Annotated in this window: 15 protein-coding genes and 1 riboswitch; of the genes, 9 read left to right on the top strand and 6 right to left on the bottom strand. The window is 69.7% G+C overall.

Going from position 1 to position 15,410, the window contains the following annotated elements; all coding sequences use genetic code 11:
* Nucleotides 1-293: 293 nt before the first annotated feature.
* The 5 genes from ACFHYQ_RS01745 to ACFHYQ_RS01725 form a co-directional block, all read right to left on the bottom strand.
* Nucleotides 294-1,325, bottom strand: coding sequence for an ABC transporter ATP-binding protein (locus ACFHYQ_RS01745; RefSeq protein ID WP_394299260.1), 1,032 nt, complete (start codon nucleotides 1,323-1,325; stop codon nucleotides 294-296).
* Nucleotides 1,322-2,353, bottom strand: a complete 1,032-nt coding sequence (locus ACFHYQ_RS01740; protein ID WP_394299259.1) for an ABC transporter ATP-binding protein — start codon at nucleotides 2,351-2,353, stop codon at nucleotides 1,322-1,324. Before ACFHYQ_RS01740 ends, ACFHYQ_RS01745 begins: the two co-directional genes overlap by 4 nt.
* A 36-nt stretch (nucleotides 2,354-2,389) precedes the next feature.
* Entirely contained in the window at nucleotides 2,390-3,370 is a 981-nt protein-coding gene (locus tag ACFHYQ_RS01735; protein ID WP_394299258.1) for an ABC transporter permease, read from the bottom strand.
* Between the two features lie 72 nt (nucleotides 3,371-3,442).
* On the bottom strand, nucleotides 3,443-5,245 hold the full coding sequence (locus tag ACFHYQ_RS01730; protein ID WP_394299257.1) for an ABC transporter substrate-binding protein: 1,803 nt from the start codon (nucleotides 5,243-5,245) through the stop codon (nucleotides 3,443-3,445).
* A 34-nt stretch (nucleotides 5,246-5,279) separates the two neighbouring features.
* The gene (locus tag ACFHYQ_RS01725; RefSeq protein WP_394299256.1) at nucleotides 5,280-6,311 is read right to left on the bottom strand and encodes an ABC transporter permease; all 1,032 of its coding nucleotides are present in this window, start codon (nucleotides 6,309-6,311) and stop codon (nucleotides 5,280-5,282) included.
* Between the two features lie 344 nt (nucleotides 6,312-6,655).
* A riboswitch (FMN riboswitch) is annotated at nucleotides 6,656-6,802 on the top strand.
* A gap of 170 nt (nucleotides 6,803-6,972) precedes the next feature.
* Between ACFHYQ_RS01725 and ACFHYQ_RS01720 the strand changes: the two genes are divergently transcribed.
* The 9 genes from ACFHYQ_RS01720 (at nucleotide 6,973) to ACFHYQ_RS01680 (ending at nucleotide 14,837) form a co-directional block, all read left to right on the top strand.
* Entirely contained in the window at nucleotides 6,973-7,611 is a 639-nt protein-coding gene (locus tag ACFHYQ_RS01720) for a riboflavin synthase (protein WP_394299255.1), read from the top strand.
* 62 nt (nucleotides 7,612-7,673) lie between these two features.
* The gene (locus tag ACFHYQ_RS01715; protein WP_394299632.1) at nucleotides 7,674-8,891 is read left to right on the top strand and encodes a bifunctional 3,4-dihydroxy-2-butanone-4-phosphate synthase/GTP cyclohydrolase II; all 1,218 of its coding nucleotides are present in this window, start codon (nucleotides 7,674-7,676) and stop codon (nucleotides 8,889-8,891) included.
* Entirely contained in the window at nucleotides 8,888-9,358 is a 471-nt protein-coding gene (ribH, locus tag ACFHYQ_RS01710; RefSeq protein ID WP_394299254.1) for a 6,7-dimethyl-8-ribityllumazine synthase, read from the top strand. Before ACFHYQ_RS01715 ends, ribH begins: the two co-directional genes overlap by 4 nt.
* Nucleotides 9,359-9,455: 97 nt before the next feature.
* Nucleotides 9,456-9,911 carry a PH domain-containing protein gene (locus tag ACFHYQ_RS01705; RefSeq protein ID WP_394299253.1) on the top strand — a complete coding sequence of 152 codons (456 nt, stop codon included), beginning with the start codon at nucleotides 9,456-9,458 and terminating at the stop codon, nucleotides 9,909-9,911.
* Nucleotides 9,912-9,992: 81 nt separating this feature from the next.
* Nucleotides 9,993-10,883 (top strand): AAA family ATPase, encoded by an 891-nt coding sequence (locus ACFHYQ_RS01700; protein WP_446746287.1) that lies wholly within the window; start codon nucleotides 9,993-9,995, stop codon nucleotides 10,881-10,883.
* Nucleotides 10,876-12,018, top strand: coding sequence for a vWA domain-containing protein (locus ACFHYQ_RS01695; protein ID WP_394299252.1), 1,143 nt, complete (start codon nucleotides 10,876-10,878; stop codon nucleotides 12,016-12,018). Before ACFHYQ_RS01700 ends, ACFHYQ_RS01695 begins: the two co-directional genes overlap by 8 nt.
* On the top strand, nucleotides 12,011-13,108 hold the full coding sequence (locus ACFHYQ_RS01690) for an XdhC family protein (RefSeq protein WP_394299251.1): 1,098 nt from the start codon (nucleotides 12,011-12,013) through the stop codon (nucleotides 13,106-13,108). The genes ACFHYQ_RS01695 and ACFHYQ_RS01690 overlap by 8 nt, the downstream gene beginning before the upstream one ends.
* A 5-nt stretch (nucleotides 13,109-13,113) precedes the next feature.
* Entirely contained in the window at nucleotides 13,114-13,707 is a 594-nt protein-coding gene (locus ACFHYQ_RS01685; protein WP_394299250.1) for a nucleotidyltransferase family protein, read from the top strand.
* A 95-nt stretch (nucleotides 13,708-13,802) separates the two neighbouring features.
* The gene (locus ACFHYQ_RS01680) at nucleotides 13,803-14,837 is read left to right on the top strand and encodes an LLM class F420-dependent oxidoreductase (RefSeq protein ID WP_394299249.1); all 1,035 of its coding nucleotides are present in this window, start codon (nucleotides 13,803-13,805) and stop codon (nucleotides 14,835-14,837) included.
* Here the strand turns inward: ACFHYQ_RS01680 and ACFHYQ_RS01675 are convergent.
* The gene (locus ACFHYQ_RS01675; RefSeq protein WP_394299248.1) at nucleotides 14,834-15,397 is read right to left on the bottom strand and encodes a TetR/AcrR family transcriptional regulator; all 564 of its coding nucleotides are present in this window, start codon (nucleotides 15,395-15,397) and stop codon (nucleotides 14,834-14,836) included. The two genes, ACFHYQ_RS01680 and ACFHYQ_RS01675, sit on opposite strands and share 4 nt — an antisense overlap.
* Between the last annotated feature and the right edge of the window lie 13 nt (nucleotides 15,398-15,410).

The raw sequence follows: 15,410 nt of genomic DNA, 5'->3' as shown, positions 1-15,410 counted from the left end.
TCCCCCCACGCAACCCACACCCCTTCCCGCGTGATCTTGCAATTACTTGCAGGCAACGGCTCTGGCCTGCACTTCAGCCATTCGTGATCTTGCAGTTTCTCGCATAGATGGCCCACGAGCTGCTCAGATTCACTCCGTGATCTTGCATTGGCGGCTCCAGTGCAAGATCACGGAAGGTGAAATGCCAGATGAGGGGCCTTCGCTGCGAGGAACTGCAAGATCACGACAAGTGTTCGGCCTGGTGGGAGGGGGTTTCCGCGAGCAACTGCAAGATCACGGGGAGGGGGAGGGGGTCAGGCGAGGGCGGGGTCGAGCACGACGTCGTCGCCCTGAACCGTGGGAGCCTCGGGGAAGTGGCAGGCCGTGAGGTGTCCCTCCCGGTTGCCGTTCAGCCGCACCAGCGGGGGCACCTCGGTGGTGCATTTGTCCTGCGCCTTCCAGCAACGGGTCCGGAACCGGCAACCCGACGGCGGGTTGATCGGGGAGGGCACGTCGCCGGCCAGGCGGATACGCTCCCGGGGCTCGCCGTCCACGTCGGGTTCGGGCACGGCGGACAGCAGCGCGTGCGTGTACGGGTGCCGCGGCCGCCCGTAGATCGACTGACGGTCGCCCACCTCCACGATCTTGCCGAGGTACATCACCGCGACGCGCTGGGAGAAGTGACGCACGATGGCGAGGTCGTGCGCGATGAACAGGAACGCGATGCCGAGATCGCGCTGCAACTCCTGCAGCAGGTTGACGACCTGCGCCTGGATGGACACGTCGAGCGCGGACACCGGCTCGTCCGCGATGATCAGTTTGGGGTTGAGCGCCAGCGCGCGGGCGATGCCGATGCGCTGGCGCTGCCCGCCCGAGAACTCGTGAGGGAACCGGTTGTAGTGCTCGGGGTTCAGGCCGACGATCTCCAGGAGTTCCTGCACCCGCTTGCGTCTGCCGCCCGCGGGCTCGATGCCGTTGACCTCCATCGGGCCGCTGATGATCGTGCCGACGGTGTGGCGGGGGTTGAGTGAGCTGTAGGGATCCTGGAAGATCATTTGGATCTCGGATCTGATCGGCTTGAGCCGGCGCCGGGAGTCATGGGCGATGTCCCGCCCCCGGTAGAGGATCTTGCCTGCCGTCGGCTCCAGCAGGCGCGCGGCCAGCCGCCCGGTGGTGGACTTGCCGCAACCCGACTCGCCGACGAGCCCGACAGTCTCGCCGGCTCCGACCGCGAGGTCGATCCCGTCCACCGCGTGGACGCTGCCGACCTGATGCTTGATCAGCACGCCGCCCCGGACGGGGAAGTGCTTGACCAGCCCCTGAAGCTCCAGCAGCGTCTCGTTCATACCTGGTCCTTGATCTGGGCACGGATGTCCGTCTTCTGCCGCAAAGTGAGATAGCAGGCGTCGCTGTGGCCGGTGCCCGGCGAGAGCTCCGGCCGCTGCGTGCGGCAGAGCTCGGGCCCGGCCAGCTCGGGGTAGTCGCAGCGGGGGTGGAAGGGACAGCCGGGCGGCGGGTTGAGCAGGCTTGGGGGAGTGCCCCGTACCGGTTCCAGCGGCACGTCCACGGAGGAGGTCAGGCGGGGCATCGACGAGAGCAGCCCCCACGTGTACGGGTGGCGGGGTTCACGGAGCACTTCGCGTACGGTCCCCCGCTCGACCGCCCGGCCGGCGTACATGACCAGAACGTCGTCGGCGGTGTTGGCGACCACCCCGAGATCGTGCGTGATCAGGATGATCGCGGTGCCGGACTGCTGCTGTAGCTCCTTCAGCAGGTCGAGGATCTGCGCCTGCACCGTCACGTCGAGGGCCGTCGTCGGCTCGTCCGCGATCACCAGGTCGGGGTCGCAGACCAGCGCCATGGCGATCATCGCGCGCTGCCGCATACCGCCGGAGAACTCGTGCGGGTAGTGGTCGACGCGGGTGGCCGGCTGGGGGATCCCGACGCGGCTCAGCATCTCGATGGCCCGCTCGCGGGACTCCTTCTTGCTCGCGCCCCGGTGCTTGCGGTAGACCTCGCCGATCTGGCGGCCGATCGTATGGAACGGCGACAGCGCGGTCAGCGGATCCTGGAAGATCATCGCGATGCGGTTGCCGCGAAGTTTCTCCATCGTGGCGCGATCGGCGCCGAGCAGCTCCCGGTCCTCCAGCCAGATCTCTCCGCCGATCTTCGTGTGGTCGGGATCGTGGAGCCCCAGGATCGTGAGGTTCGTGACCGACTTACCCGATCCCGACTCCCCGACGATGCCGAGCGTGGTGCCCTTCTCCAGGTCGAAGGAGAGCCCGTCGACCGCGTGGACGATGCCGTCCTCGGTGCTGAACTCGACGCTGAGGTCGCGGACGGACAGGAACGGCCCCGCGGGCGAGGTGGTCACTTGCTGCTCCTTGCTGATGATGTCCGGGCCCATCGCTCAACCCAGCCGTACGCGCGGGTCGATGAACGCGTAGAGCACGTCGACCACGATGTTCAGCAGGACGATGGCGGTCGCGCCCGCGACGGTCACGCCGAGCAGCATCGGCAGGTCGGTGTTCTGCACGGCGCGCACGGCCAGTTCGCCGATGCCGTGCAGGGTGAACGTCTGCTCGGTGATGATCGCTCCGCTCAGGAGCACGGCGAGGTCGACGCCGAAGATCGTGACGATCGGGATCATCGCACCACGCCAGGCGAAGCGGAAGAACACAGTCCGGCTCGACATGCCCTTCGCCCGTGCGGTACGGACGTATTCCTCGCTGAGCTGCTCGACCATCTGGGATCGGGTCATGCGGGTGTAGTTGGCGGTGAAGATGATCGACAGCACCACCCACGGCAGCATCAGGTGGGTGAACCAGCCCATCGGGTCCTCGGTGATGGGCACGTAGGACGGGCGCGGGATCAGATCGAGTGAGTCCACGAGAAAGAAGGCCAGCAGCGGTCCGATGAAGTAGACCTGCAGGGAGGCCCCGACCACCGACGAGGAGCTGGCGATCTTGTCGAGGGGCTGCCCAACCTTCCAGGCGGCGAGCATGCCGGTGAGGATGCCGAAGGAGAGGATGACCACCGACGCCCCGAGCGTGAGGGACAGGGTCACCGGGAAGCGGTCCACGATGGCGCCGAACACGGGCTCCTGGGTGGCGAAGGAGTAGCCCAGGCAGGGCGCCGGGCACTCACCGAACTGGACGAACTCGCGGCCCGCGAAGATGCCGACGAGCCAGTGCCAGTACTGCACGAACAGCGGCTCGTCCATCCCCAGGTTGTGCCGGATGAGCTCCAGCGTCTCCGGACGGCAGATCTTGCCGCAGAACGCTCGGGCGGGGTCGCGGGGGATGGCGTAGAAGAGGTAGAACGTGACGGCACTGATGATCAACAGGATCACGAGTGCGCCGAGGATCCGGCGTACCAGGAAGCTGGCCATGGTCTCGTACTTGCTCCAGCGGGCGGATGGTCGGGGGACGCCGCTCCCGCCGGAACGGGAGCGGCGGCCGGGTTACGGTTGCTTGACCCAGATGTCGAGCGGCGACTGCTCACCCCAGATCGGATCGAACCTGACGCCGCCGAGGCCCGAGCCGTACAGGCCGAAGTAGGTCTGGTAGAACTCGGGGATGATCGCGGCCTGCTCCATGATCTGTCGGTCGATGGCGGCCCACGCCTTGCCCGCCTCGTCGGCGTCGGCGATCGCGTTGGCCTTGTCGATGGCCTCGTTGATCTCCGGGACGTTGAGGTGGGTCCAGTTCGTGGCGCCGTCGGCGATCTGGCGGCCGTCGAACACGGGCTGGATCGCGGTGGAGCCGGTCGGCCAGTCGGCCGCCCAGCCGCCCCAGTAGACGTCGTACTTGTTGTCCACCAGGCCGATCGCGTCGTAGAAGGTCGCCGGGTTCAGCGGCTTGGCCACGACCTTGAAGCCGGCCTTGGTCAGCGCGTCCTTGATCGCGACGGTGATCTTCTCCTGCGTCGGCGTCTGGTTGTAGGCGTAGACGATGGTCGGGTTGGGGTCGCCCGACTCCGCCAGCAGCTTCTTGGCCGCCTCGGGGTCGCCTTCCGGCTTGTCGAGCTTGCCGTACAGGTCGAAGGGCTCATAACCCATCACGGTCGGGCTCATGACGGTCGTGGCGACCTTGCCTGCGTTGATCTCGCCGCCCGCGAGCTGCTGGATCTGCTTGTTCGGCCAGGCGGTGATGAGCGCCTTGCGGACGTTGACGTCGGTGACCCGCTTGGTGTTGATGTTGTAGAACGTGGTGAACGGCGTCAGGCCCTGCAGGGAGCGCTGCATCGCCTCGGCGTTGCCGAGCACCTCCTGCACCCGCTCCGCCGCGACCGGGTTGTGGAACGTGAACGCCTGCTTGTCCTTGCCGTTGTCGGCCAGGAAGCGCTCGGTCGTCTGCTGCGACTGGTAGCCGAACTCCATGTGCCACTTGTCCGGGTAGGCGTGCCGGATCGGGTCGGTGCCGGCGTCCCAGTTCGGGTTGCGCTCCAGGTCCAGCGACTTGTCCGTGATGTGGCTCACGATCTTGTACGGGCCCGAGGAGAAAGGCTGCTTGTCGTATTTCTGCTTGGTGTCGTGAGCCTTCGGCACCGCGCCGTAGCCCGTCATCGCCAGCGTGAAGTTGAAGTCCGGGTGGGCGCCGTTGAGGTGGAGGACCACCGTCTTGTCGTCGGGGGTCTCGATCGTGTCGAGTCCCTTGCCGTCGTAGGGGCCCTTGTACTGGTCGCGGAAGGGCTTGTCCGGGTCCGGGACCAGCCACTGCTGGGCGTAGGTCGGGCCCTCGGTGATGAACTCGGCGAACAGGCGCTCGAAGCTGTACTTGATGTCGGCCGAGGTGATCGGGGAGCCGTCCTCCCACTTCAGGCCGTCCTTGAGGGTGAACGTCCAGGTCTTGCCGTCGTCGGTGGTGGTGCCGGTGTCGGTGGCCAGGTCGCCGACCAGTGTGAGCGTGCCGTCGGCGTTGCGCTTGTAGTTGGTGAGCGTCCGGGTGAACAGCTCCGACACCGAGGCGTTGTAGTTCATGTAGACGCGGCCCGGGTCCAGATGACTGAAGTCGTCACGGTCGAGCATGTTGACGGTGCCGCCCGACGTGGCTCCGGGGATCTCGGGGGCGGGGCCCTTGGAGTCCTCGGCGGTGCCGACCGTGATCGTGCTGACCGCCTTGTTCTCCAGCGGCTGCTGCGAAGAACTGGCCCCGGCCGTCTCGGGTGCGCCGCCGCCTCCGCCCTTGGCGCAGCCGGCCAGGGCCAGCGCGCCTGCCGCGAGCACGGCCGTCATCGAGGCGATTCGCCTACTGTGCGATCTCATGTGGTCCTTCCTATGGGGGTAGGCGCTGCCGGAGTCAGCGCTTGGTCTTGGGGTCGAAAGCGTCGCGGATGGAGTCCCCGAGCAGGTTGAACGCGACAACGAAGATCACCATCGAGATTCCGGGGAAGAGGAGATATGTCACGTCGGAGTGGTAGACGTTGACACCTACCATGAACATGCGGCCCCAGTCGGGGGTCGGCTCGGTCATGCCGACTCCGAGGAAACCCAGGCCGGCCTCGGCGCTGACGAACAGCGGAAGCAGCAGCGTGCCCTGGATGATGATCGGGGTCCACAGGTTGGGCAGGAGCTCCTTGAAGATGATCCGGGCCGGCGAGGCGCCGGTCACCCGGGCCGCCTCCACGAACTCCCTCGTGCGCAGCGACAGCACCTGCGAGCGGAGCAGGCGCGCGATCGCGGCCCAGCCGAGGACGCTCAGCACGATGCAGATCGAGACGAACCTGAGCCAGACCGGGGTCTCCTCCTCCGGCAGCACCAGGGCGGCCTCGACGACCGGCAGGAAGACGATGAGGAAGAGCTGCCCGGGGAAGGCCAGCAGCGTGTCGATGATCCGGCCGATCACGTAGTCGGTCTTGCCGCCGAGGTAGCCGGCGGTGATGCCCACCACCACGCCGATGAGCACTACCGCCACCGTCACGATGACGGCGATGCTGAGTGAGGTGCGGATGCCGTACACGAGCTGCATGAAGACGTCGCGGCCCAGCCCGGGTTCCAGGCCGAACCAGAACTCGCCGCTCATGCCGCCGTTCGGCGCGATCGGGTACCCGTACGGGTTCAGCAGGCCCGGCTCGTTCTGCCCGTACGTCGTGTACGGGTCCTTGCCGTAAAGCTTGGCGATGACCGGGGCCAGCAGGGCGATCAGGAAGAACGCCAGCACGATGAAGGCCGAGACGACGCCCGTCCTGTCGCGCCGGAACCGCCGCCACATCAGCTGCCCGGGTGAGCGGCCGACGAAGGCGGAGGCGGGCTGCGCCGGCTCGGCGGAACCGGCGGTGTCCGCGGTGGCGTCGGCGGCCGCCGAGGAGGGGGCCGAAGAGGGGAACTTCATGGGTGCGGTGCTCCCGGGGTGGACCGTCAGCGAGTCGGATGCGGTCCGACTCTAGGGGAACCTTCGCAACTTATTTTCCGAGGGTCAATGATTTCCACAGGGCGTGGGAGTTCTTGTTTGCTTCGTTGTTCAAAATAAATCACCTCGTGTCCGGTAACTCGGTTGACCTGCGTAGATGTGATGAGAGAAGCTCGATATTACACAAATGCTCTTGTGTCACAGTTCTGTGACACAACCAGTACCAGATCCTGACAGGACCGGAACGGAGCCGGCACGGAGGCGATAGAGCAATCCCTCCATAACGGTCACGGGGGCAGGCATGGCACACTGGTTGGCGACAGAGCGAGCGTGCTCCGGGGTCGGTGTAATTCCGAACCGGCGGTGACGCCCCGCGAGGGGTGAAGTCCGCGACCCGGCCGAAGCCATCGGCCGGTGGACCTGGTGAGATTCCAGGACCGACGGTGAAAGTCCGGATGGGAGGAAGCGCGCGAGCGGGCGACCGCGCCGAGGAGGCGCAGCCGTCCGTTGACGTGATGCGAAGCGCATCTTCCCCGGGGCCCGCCGTGACGACGTGTCCGGCGCAGGCGGGAGGGAAGAGCGATCGGTATCTCTTGGGATCTCTCCTTCACCCACGCCGGGCTTCCCCCGAAGGAGAGTTGAGATGTTCACCGGAATCGTCGAGGAGCTCGGCGAGGTCGTCGCCGTCGAGTCCGGAGACGGTGGGGGCGCGGGCCCCGGACCGAGAGACGGTGGGGACGGGGACTCGGCGCGGCTCACCGTGCGCGGCGAACTCGTCACCGGGGACGCACGTCTCGGCGACTCGATCGCCGTCAACGGCGTGTGCCTGACGGTGACCTCCGTCGAGGAGGCCGCGTTCACCGCCGACGTGATGAAGGAGACGCTCGACCGCTCCTGCCTCGGCGTGCTGCGGCCCGGCTCACGAGTGAACCTGGAGCGTGCCGTACGGGTGGACCAGCGCCTGGGCGGGCACATCGTGCAGGGCCATGTGGACGGCACGGGGGTGATCCTGTCCCGCGAACCGGCCGCGAACTGGGAGATCGTACGGATCTCACTGCCCGCCGATCTCGCCCGCTACGTGGTGGAGAAGGGGTCGGTCGCGGTGGACGGCGTCAGCCTCACCGTGGTCGAGGCGGCGGCGGACTGGTTCTCGGTCAGCCTGATCCCCACCACACTCGAGCTCACCACCCTCGGCGGCAAGCAGCCGGGCGAGCCGGTGAACCTCGAGGTCGACGTGATCGCCAAGTATGTCGAGAAGCTGACCGCCGGGATGCGGGCATGACCGGCGGAGGCGGTGGCGGCGTGACCGAGGACAAGCTGGATCCGATGAACGAGCGGGGCCCGATGATCAAGCTGGATCCGATCGAGCGGGCGATCGCCGACATCCGCGACGGCAGGCCCGTCGTGGTCGTCGACGACGAGAACCGTGAGAACGAGGGCGATCTCATCTTCGCCGCGGCCAAGGCCACGCCGGAGCTGCTCGCGTTCATGATCCGGCACACCAGCGGCGTGATCTGCGTGGGCATGGAGGGCGCCACGCTCGACCGGCTCGGGCTGCCGCTGATGGTGCACGACAACCGCGAACGGCTCAGAACGGCGTACACGATCAGCGTGGACGCCAGGGACGGGGTGACCACCGGCATCTCGGCGGCCGACCGGGCCAGGACGATCCGTACACTGTGCGACTCGGCGACCGAGCCGTACGAGCTGGTGCGGCCCGGCCACATCTTCCCGCTGCGCTACCGGGAGGGCGGCGTTCTCGTACGGCGGGGCCACACCGAAGCCGCCGTGGACCTCGCCAGGCTGGCCGGGCTGTCGGGCGCCGGCGCCCTCGCCGAGATCGTGAACGACGACGGCACGATGGCCCGGCTGCCGAGGTTGCGCGAGTTCGCCGACGAGCACGATCTCGCGCTCGTCTCGATCGAGCAGCTCGTCGAGCACCGCAAGCGCTCCGAGCGGATGGTCACGCGGATCGCCGAGACCCGCATCCCCAACCGGTACGGCATGTGGCGCGCGTACGGCTTCGCCAGCGCACTCGACGGCGGCGAGCACGTGGCCCTGGTATACGGCGATCTCGACGGTGGCGAGAACGTGCTGGTGCGGGCGCACTCGGAGTGCCTCACCGGTGACGTGCTCGGCTCGCTGCGCTGCGACTGCGGGGTGCAACTCGACAACGCCATGCGCATGATCGCCGAAGAGGGCCGGGGCGTCATCGTCTACCTGCGCGGCCACGAGGGCCGTGGCATCGGCCTGCTGGCCAAGCTCAGGGCGTACGGCCTGCAGGACAACGGCAGCGACACGGTCGACGCCAACCTGGAGCTGGGGCTGCCGGTGGACGCGCGGGAGTTCTCCAACGCCGGGCAGATGCTCGCCGACCTCGGGGTGAAGTCGGTGCGGCTGCTGACCAACAACCCGGCCAAGGTGCGCGGCATGGACGGCTACGGCGTCAAGGTCCTCGGCCGTGAGCCCATGCCGGTCGCGATGAACCCCTACAACGAGACCTATCTGTCGGCCAAGCGCGAGCGGCTCGGCCACCACATCCCAGAAGGAGGCATCGGATGAGTGGAACTGGACGCCCGGAGGCCGCTGCCGTGGACGCCGGCGGCCTGACTGTCGGCATCGTCGCGGCCCGCTGGCACGAGGAGATCACCGACAGGCTGACGGCCAGGGCCGAACAGGCGGCGAAGGACAGCGGCGCGGTCGCGGTCACCGTCCGGGTGGCGGGCTCGCTGGAGATCCCGGTCGTGGCCCAGGCCATGGCCCGGCGCTACGACGCGGTGGTCGCGCTCGGCGCGGTGATCCGCGGGGACACCGCGCACTTCGACTACGTGTGCGACTCGGTGACGGCGGGCCTGACCAGGGTGTCCCTGGACGAGTCCACCCCGGTCGGGAACGGGGTGCTCACATGTGACACCCTTGATCAAGCGGTCGAGCGGTCCGGCGGGCCCGGTAGCAAAGAGGACAAGGGATACGAGGCCACCATCGCGGCGCTGGAGACGGCCCTCGTCCTGCGCAGCCTGACTGTCTGAGCGCCGTCTTAGGGAAGGTCGCATCAATTGACCATGTGGAAGCCGGGGAGCCGCATCCGCGCGGCCGGCGGTGGGGTGATCCGTGGAGTGAGCCGTCGTGGGTGAGCAGGTCCCCCCGCCGCTGCCGATGACCTGGCGTCCCCGGCGCGCCACGATCATCGCGTACGGCATGGCGGTCGTGATGGTCGTCGGCTCGGTCGTCCTGGCGATCACCCTGCCGTCGGGCATGTTCCATCTGCCCGACAGGATCGGCATGGTGGTGTTCGGCCTGCTGGTGGCCGGCGCGCTGCATCTCCTCGGGCGGCTGCGGGTGGAGGCCGACGAGCGCGGCATCACGATCGTGAACGCGCTCCGGGTGCACCGGTACGAGTGGCCCGAGGTCCTGGACGTCACGATGGACGAGGGCGACCCCTGGCCCAAGATCGACGTCGCGAACGGCCTCACCGTCGGCGCGATGGGCATCCAGAGCACCGAGCGGGAGCGCTCGCGCCGGGCGGTCGCCGAGTTGAGCGCCCTCATCCGCGATCGCGGCGAGGCCCCCGACCGCGTTTGACGGCGAAATAGCCGAATCAGCCGGTTTCTTTGGCGGATTCGGCCGATTCCCAGCGGATCAGCGGCGACGTAGCCTGTGCGTGTGCTGCGGCGGACAATCAAGGCATCTGACATCCAGTCGCCGGCCATGCTGGCGGAGCTTCTCGACGGGCACGACTACCTGGCGGACGAGGGTCTGTCGACGTCGGCGTACCTCGCGCTGCGGATGGGCCGCCCGCTGTTCCTGGAGGGAGAGGCCGGCGTCGGCAAGACCGAGCTGGCCAAGACCCTGTCGGCGGTCCTGGACGCGCCGCTGATCCGGTTGCAGTGCTACGAGGGGCTGGACGCGGCCCAGGCCCTCTACGACTGGGACTTCGCCCGCCAGCTTCTGCACCTGAAGGCTGCGGAGGTCGCGGGGGTGACCGACGCCGCCGCGCTCGAGGGCGAGATCTACGACCGCCGGTTCCTGGTCGCCCGGCCGCTGCTGCGGGCCCTGGAGACCCAGCCGAGCGTGCTGCTGGTCGACGAGATCGACCGGGCCGACGACGAGTTCGAGGCGTTCCTGCTGGAGGTCCTGTCCGACTTCACCATCTCGATCCCGGAGCTCGGCACGATCCGGGCGCATACCCCTCCGGTCGTCGTGGTGACCTCCAACCGGACGCGTGAGGTCCACGACGCGCTCAAGCGGCGCTGCCTCTACCACTGGCTGGAGCATCCCGGATTCGACGACGAGGTGGCGATCCTGCTCAGGCGGCTGCCCGGCTGCACCGAGCGCCTGGCCGCCGACGTCGCCGAGGCGGCGGCCCGCATGCGCCGGGCCGACCTGGTCAAGCCGCCGGGGATCGCCGAGACGCTCGACTGGGCCGCCGCCCTGCTCACGCTGGGCGCGACCCGCCTCGACCCGGGCCTGGCCGCCGCCTCCCTGGGCGCGCTGCTCAAATACCGTGAGGATCAGGAGGCCGTCCGGGCCGAATGGAACGGGCGCCATGCCTGACGCGGGGTCGACGGCACAGGGGACGGCGCAGGGGACGGCACGGGCGATGGCGGAGGTCATGGCGGGGTTCGCCCGCACGCTCCGGGCCGCCGGGGTGCCCGCCGACCACCACCGCGAGCAGAGCTTCCTCGAAGCGCTCGCCAGCCTGGACGCCGGCAGCGAGCGGGACGTCTACTGGGCGGGCCGCCTCACGATGTGCGCGAGCCCCGACGACGTGCCCCGGTACGACCGCTGCTTCGCCGCCTACTTCGGCGGGCGGCGGCCGCGCCCCGGCAGGGCCGGCATGACCGTGACGGTCATCCGCGCGATCGCCTCGCCGTACGGCTCGGGCGAACCGGAGACCGGCGGCGAGACGAGTGCGCTGCCCGCGACCGCGAGCGAGGCGGAGGTGCTGCGCCACCGCGATGTGGCGCACCTGACCGAGGCGGAGCGGCGTGAGGTCCACCGGCTGCTGGCGCTGCTGCGCGGCGAGCGGGAACGGCGCTCCTCCCGGCGGTTCCAGCCGTCGCACCGGGGCGTCCTGGACGGCCGTCGCACGGTGCGGGAGGCGGTGCGGCGGGGTGGCGATCCGGCCCGGCTGCGGCTGCGCGCGCATCGGGACCGGCCGCGCCGGGTGGTGATGGTCGTGGACGTCAGCGGCTCGATGGCGCCCTACGCCGACACGCTGCTGCGCTTCGCCCACGCGCTGGTCCGCACCGAGCCGAGGGCGACCGAGGCGTTCAGCGCGGGCACCCGGCTCACCAGGATCACCGCCGAACTGCGCCACCGCGATCCGGACGCGGCGATGCGGGCGTGCTCGGCGACCATCCCCGACTGGAGCGGCGGGACCCGGCTCGGTGAGGAGCTCAAGGCGCTGCTGCGGCTGCCCGACCCGCGCGGCTCGACCGTCGTGATCGCCTCGGACGGCTGGGAGCGGGGCTCGGCCGACCTGCTGGGCGCCCAGATGGCCCGCCTGTCCCGCGTCGCTCACCGGGTGATCTGGGTCAATCCGCACAAGGGCGACCCGGCGTACCGGCCGCTGACCGCCGGGATGCGCGCCGCGTTGCCGTACGTCACGGACTTCGTGGCCGGGCACAGCCTGGCCGCGTTCGAGCAGCTGGCCGCGCTACTGGGAGGTGCCCGAGCCGATGCGTGATGTGCTGCCCCAGATCCTCGGATGGTGGGAGTCGGGGGAGCGGTTCGGGCTGGCCACCGTGGTCGGCACGTTCCGCAGCGCGCCGCACCCGCCCGGCGCGTCGATGGCGGTCCTCGGCGCCGAGGCCGTCGGCAGCGTGTCGGGCGGCTGCGTCGAGGGGGCGGTGTACGAGCTCGCGCGGGAGGTCGTGGCCGGCGGGCCGCCGGTGCTCCAGCGGTACGGCGTGAGCGACGACGACGCCTTCGCCGTCGGGCTGACCTGCGGCGGCATCATCGACGTGTTCGTCGAGGCCGTGTGCAAGGAGACGTTTCCCGAACTGGGGGAGGTGGCCGCGTCGATCGAGGCGCGCCGCCCGGTCGCCGTGACCACGATCGTGGCCGGGCCCGGCACCGTCGGGGCCAGGCGCGTGGTGTGGCCCGACCACGCCTCCGGATCGCTCGGCTCGGCCCGGCTGGACGAAGCGGTGGACGACGACGTGCGCGGCATGCTCGCCCAGGGGCTGACCGGCGTCCGGCGCTACGGCGCCGAGGGCGAGCGGCGGCTGGACGACCTGCAGGTGTTCGTCCACTCGTTCGCGCCGTCGCCGCGGATGCTCGTCTTCGGCGCGATCGACTTCGCGGCGGCCGTGGCCCGCGTCGGCAAGTTCCTCGGCTACCACGTCGTCGTCTGCGACGCCCGCCCGGTGTTCGCGACGGCCAAGCGCTTCCCCGAGGCGGACGAGGTGGTGGTCCGGTGGCCGCACGACTACCTGTCCTCCGTCGAGGTCGACGAGCGGACCGTCGTCTGCGTGCTCACCCACGACCCCAAGTTCGACGTTCCACTGCTCGAGGTCGCCCTGCGGACCCCGGCGGCGTACATCGGCGCGATGGGCTCGCGGCGGACCCACGACGACCGGCTCGCCCGGCTGCGCGAGGCCGGCCTGTCGGAGGCCGAACTGGTGCGGCTGCGCTCGCCGATCGGGCTCGACCTGGGGGCGCGCACCCCGGAGGAGACCGCCGTCTCGATCGCCGCCGAGCTGATCAAGCTTCGTTGGGGCGGCTCCGGTCATTCCCTCAGCGAGACGGCCGGCCGCATCCACGGCGACGGGTGAGGGTGATGGGGGAGATCGCCGGGGTGCTGCTGGCGGCCGGCGGCGGCAGCCGGCTCGGGACGCCGAAGGCCATGGTGGAGTTCGCCGGCGAGCGGCTGGTCGAACGCGGCGTGCGGCTGCTGTCCGAGGGCGGCTGCCATCCCGTGGTCGTCGTGCTGGGCGCCGCCGAGATCCGGATCAGCGGGACGGCGGCCGTGTACAACCCGGACTGGGCGAGTGGCATGGGCTCGTCCCTGCGCGTCGGCCTGGGCTCGCTGCCCGACACGGCCGCCGCCGCGGTGATCGCCCTCGTGGACCAGCCGCTGGTCCGGCCGGCCGCCGTGGCGCGGCTGATCGAGGCGTTCCACGCCGGCGCCACGGTCGCCGTCGCCACGTACGGCGGGGCGCCGCGCAACCCCGTGCTGATCGCGCGCGGACACTTCGCGGAGGTGTGCGCGCTCGCCGAGGGCGACGTGGGGGCGCGGCCGTTCCTGCGGGCCCATCCCGAGCTGGTGACCCCGGTGCCGTGCGACGACGTGGGCGACCCGGCCGACGTCGACACTCCGGAGGATCTGGCCGCGGTGCGTCGTCAGGCGACGAGACCGCCAGAGGCGGGATGACGGGGCGTTCAGGTGGACCGCTCGATTTCGGGTTAGCCTTGTCACCGAAACGGAATAACGTTCGGTTCGGGTGGGCGTACGGAAGGACGAAGCGGATGCGGATCGGGATGGCCCTCAACTACGCGGGGGGCTTCAAGGAGACCGTCGCCGAGCTGTCCGACTACGAGAAGGCCGGCCTGGACATCGTGTTCGTGCCCGAGGCCTACAGCTTCGACGCGGTCAGCCAGATGGGATACATCGCCGCGAAGACCGAGCGCCTCCAGATCGCCTCGGGCATCCTGCCGATCTACTCGCGCACGCCCACGCTGCTGGCCATGACGGCGGCCGGCCTGGACTACGTCTCCGACGGGCGTTTCACGCTCGGCATCGGCGCGTCCGGCCCCCAGGTGATCGAGGGCTTCCACGGCGTGCCGTACACGGCGCCGCTGGGCCGTACCCGCGAGATCGTGGAGATCTGCCGCAAGGTGTGGCGGCGGGAACGGCTGGAGCACTCCGGCAGGCACTACACGATGCCGCTGCAGGGCGGCACCGGCCTGGGCAAACCGCTCAAGCTGATCAACCATCCGGTGCGGGAGCGGATCCCCATCGTGATCGCGGCGATCGGGCCGAAGAACGTGGAGCTCGCCGCCGAGATCGCCGAGGGCTGGGAGCCGATCTTCTTCATGCCGGAGAAGGCCGCCGACGTGTGGGGGCCGTCCCTGGCCGCCGGCCGGGCGCGCAGGGATCCCGCGCTGGGCGAGCTGGACGTGATCGCCCAGGCGGTGCTGGCGATCGGCGACGACGTGGACGGCATCCTCGAGCTCGGCCGCTCGATGGCCGCCCTCTACATCGGCGGCATGGGCGCGCGCGGCAAGAACTTCTACAACGACCTGGCCCGCCGGTACGGCTACGAGCGGGAGGCGGAGCTGATCCAGGACCTCTATCTCGCGGGCCGGAAGAAGGAGGCTGAGGCCGCGGTGCCGGGTGAGCTGCTGGAGCGGATGTCGCTGATCGGTCCGGAGGGCCATGTGAGGGAGCGGCTGGCGGCCATGCGCGAGGCGGGCGTCACCACGCTCAACGTGACCCCCGTCGCCGCCACCCACGGCGACCGCGTCCGCCTCATCGAAAAGATCAGAGAACTCGCTGCCTAGGGTCGGGCCGGCGGGTCGTTGAGGCAGGCGGTGAAGATCCGTTCGAGCCGTGCGGACAGCACGTCCGGGTCGGCGGCATCGAGGGTCCGCGGGTCGGTGAGCCTGCGCAGCGGACCGGCGCCGAGGATGACCATCGTGGCGAGCAGGGCGCGCTCCCGGACGTCCGGGCCGCTCAGTCGGGCCCGGAGCGCGTCGACCATGGCGGATTCGACCCGCGCCCGCAGCAACGCCCGGATCTCCGGGCTCGCCCCGGCCCGGTCGATCATCCGTACCAGCGGGTCGCGGCTCCCGGCGCTCAGCCGCCTGGCGACGTGAGCGGCCAGCCGGGCGGGCAGCTCCTCCGGGTCGCCCTCGATTTCGGATTCCAGCGTGGAGCCGCTGATCAGGACCTTGGCGAACAGGTCGGCCTTCGACCCGAAGTAACGGTTGACGAGCGCCGGGTTCGCCTCGGCCGCCGACGCGATCATCCGGATCGTCACTTGGTCGTAGCCGTGCTCGCTGAACAGCTCGCGTGCGGCCACGAGGATCCGCTCGCTGGTGGCTGCCCGATCTCGTGTCACCTTGCGTAGGTTA

The organism is Sphaerimonospora cavernae, from assembly GCF_042435035.1.
Lineage (GTDB): Bacteria > Actinomycetota > Actinomycetes > Streptosporangiales > Streptosporangiaceae > Sphaerimonospora > Sphaerimonospora cavernae.
Note: the sequence above shows the minus strand (reverse complement) of the source record. Positions and strands in the feature narration are given on the sequence as shown.